The organism is Xanthomonas sp. SHU 166, assembly GCF_000364685.1.
Lineage (GTDB): Bacteria > Pseudomonadota > Gammaproteobacteria > Xanthomonadales > Xanthomonadaceae > Xanthomonas_A > Xanthomonas_A sontii.
The window spans coordinates 1-2,660 of the sequence record NZ_AQOJ01000300.1; the positions used below are offsets into that span (position 1 = coordinate 1).

A 2,660-nucleotide genomic window follows, 5' to 3' on the forward strand; every position below is an offset into this window, starting at 1 on the left:
GCTCCAGGTCGTGGCAGGTTGTTCGAGGCGCCCTGAAGTCGCTCCCACCGTTGGCTCCCACAACGCACCTGCGACGAGCGCGGCCAACGTTGAAAGCGGCTCTGCGCCCGACCACTGGCATTCCACGCAACACGCACACCGCCGCCCGGCCTTCCAGGCGGCGGCGTAGCGATCCCTCAGAGCTTCCCGGCGCCGGCCTTGGCCTTGACGTCCGCCGCCACCTTGTTCGCCGGCAACAGCGAATAGGTGTACGGCGGGGTCCAGCCGATGTTGTTGTTCCACGAGCAGGTCAGCGCCTGGCCGTTGAGCAGCGAGCCGAAATCGCGGTAGACGCTGCCGCCGTAGTCGGCCGCGATCTTGTCGCAGCTGCTCACGCCGCTGATGTCGAAGACGTTGTTCTCGGAGAAGATCTTCGATTCCTTGCCGACGCCGTGCGCATAGGAGAACGGATACACCGAATTGCTGGTGCTGCCCACGTGGTAGTTGTTGTACAGGTGCACCTGGCCGAAGCGCACCCGCGGCGCGCGCGCGGAGATGTTCTCGAACAGGGTGTTGTGGATGGTCACCTTGAGCTTGCCGCTGTCGGTGCTGGAGGCGCTGTCGCTGGAGCCGATCAGGTTGTTCTTCTCGTGCGACTTGAACACCGAGTACGACACGGTGACGTAGTTGGCGCCTTTCTTGATGTCCAGCGCGCCATCGTGGTGCTGCTTGGGGCGGCCGTTGGCGGTGCCGTTCTGGTCGTCGGTGCGGCGCCCGTCGGTGAAGGTCACGTGGTCCACCCACACGTTGCTGGCGCCCTCGATGGTCATGCCGTCGTATTCGGAATTCCAGTTGCCGGCGCTGCCGTCGTTCGGATCCCACACCGGTTGCGGATCCCATGGATTCTCGATGGTCAGGTTGCGCACGATCACGTCGTTGGCCTTGACGTAGAAGTAGCCCTCGCGGATCTCGGCGTTGCTGCCGACGCCGATCAGCGTGGTCTTGGTGGGCACGTCAAGGCGCGCGCGGCTCTTCATGTCCGCGGTGGTGCTGTACGGCGTGCCTTCGCTGATGTCGATGATGCCGTTGACCTTGATGATGCGGCCGTTGCTGCCGGCGCTGGCCTTCAGCGCGGCCTTCAGCTGTGCCGCGGTGCTGACGCTGTAGACGTCGGCGGCGGCGGCCTTGGAACCGCCCTTGGTACCGCCGTTCTGCGTGGCCCAGCCGGTGCTGGCGACCTCCAGGCTGGCGTCGGCATGGGCGGTGCCGGCGAGGCCGGCCAGGCACAGGGCCAGGCCGAACGTGCGCAGCGGCGAGCGTGGCGATGAAGCGATGAGGGACTGCGTGGTCATCCTGGAAACCTCGTGAGCGTGCGTGGTTTGGACGCAGGCGCGCGCGCTCCGCAGCAGCGGAATGCACGGCGACGCCTGCGCGATCGCTGTCCCCTCGGACAACTGCGGGTCATGCCTTCGTGGGAGGCAGGCGCCGAAGAGGCGCGCACTGTAGGCAGCGCGTGGCACGTGTAAAGAGGCGTTGGAGAAACGCGCGATCCAACCGCACAATGTGTGAACCACGTCGCACGAATCGCCTGCGCGCGCCAGGGCGCCGCGGCACCATCGCTGCGGGACAACAACGCTGTCCCACCGACAGAAGGCGACATTGCGGAAGCCGCCTGCGACAGCGCAAAAACACCGAAAGCCGCAAACGGCAGGTGGCAGCCGCCAGGCCTCGCCCATCGACACGCAGCACGCAGCACGCAGCACGCAGGTGCGATTGCCACAACGAACACTGCCGGCACCATCGCAAACCGCCTGCAGCGGCATCGCCAGGATCAGGTTGGGGGACGCATGCGGCACAGCGCCGTCGCGCCGGCCGGGAGTAGGCCGGTACCACCTACACCGGCGCTTGCGCCAACGCCTTCCGCATCCAGGCGGCAGCACTCGAACGAAACCGCACGCCGCCCGCGGCGGACGCGCAGGAGCTCAGGACATGCCGTCGAAGAACAACTCGATCGCCATCACCAGCGCGTCCTCGCGGCCGTTCGCGGCCGGGTAGTAGCGCGGGCGGCGGCCGATCTCGTTGAAGCCTTCACTGTGGTACAGCGCGATCGCATTGGGATTGGACGGCCGCACTTCCAGGAACACCCGGCGCGCGCCGAGATCGACGCCGTACTTGATCAGCGCGCGCAGCAGCAGCCGGCCGTAGCCGCGCGACTGCCGCTCGGGCGCCACGCAGACGTTGAGGATGTGCGCCTCGTCGGCGGCGACGCTGATCACGCCGTAGCCGACGATCGTGCCCTCCTCCACCAGCACCCAGCCCGGGTAACCGGCCTGCAGGCAGTCGCGGAAGATGCCGCGGGTCCAGGGGAACGGATAGGCGCGGCGCTCGATCTCCATCACCGCGTCCAGATCGGCCTCGCGCAAGGCGCGCAGCGTGGCCGTGGGCGCCGATGCCGACCCCAGTGCGCTCATCGCGGCGCCCGCTTGCGCAGCGCGCGCAACTGCGGCCACAGCGCGCGTTTGGCCGCCGCATTGCCGCGCAGTTCGTCCAGCGGCCAGGTCGCCATCAGCGCCTGCGTGGCCGGATCGTTGGGATTGAGTCCGGAGGCGCGCAGCAGGGCGATCTGCAGGCGGTCGGGCAGGCGCAGCCCGACCCGGCGCGTACCTGCCGCAGGCGCCGCA

2 protein-coding genes and 1 pseudogene are annotated in these 2,660 nt (G+C 68.0%); all 3 read right to left on the reverse strand.

Annotated elements, in window-relative coordinates; translation table 11 throughout:
* Positions 1 to 176 precede the first annotated feature (176 nt).
* Positions 177 to 1,331, reverse strand: coding sequence for a pectate lyase (locus D180_RS09165; protein ID WP_017912559.1), 1,155 nt, complete (start codon positions 1,329 to 1,331; stop codon positions 177 to 179).
* A 630-nt stretch (positions 1,332 to 1,961) separates the two neighbouring features.
* Positions 1,962 to 2,450 (reverse strand): ribosomal protein S18-alanine N-acetyltransferase, encoded by a 489-nt coding sequence (gene rimI / locus D180_RS09170; protein ID WP_017907927.1) that lies wholly within the window; start codon positions 2,448 to 2,450, stop codon positions 1,962 to 1,964.
* Positions 2,447 to 2,660: pseudogene (locus tag D180_RS09175) on the reverse strand (alanine acetyltransferase); the annotation flags it as partial. The pseudogene D180_RS09175 and the gene rimI, both read right to left, overlap by 4 nt.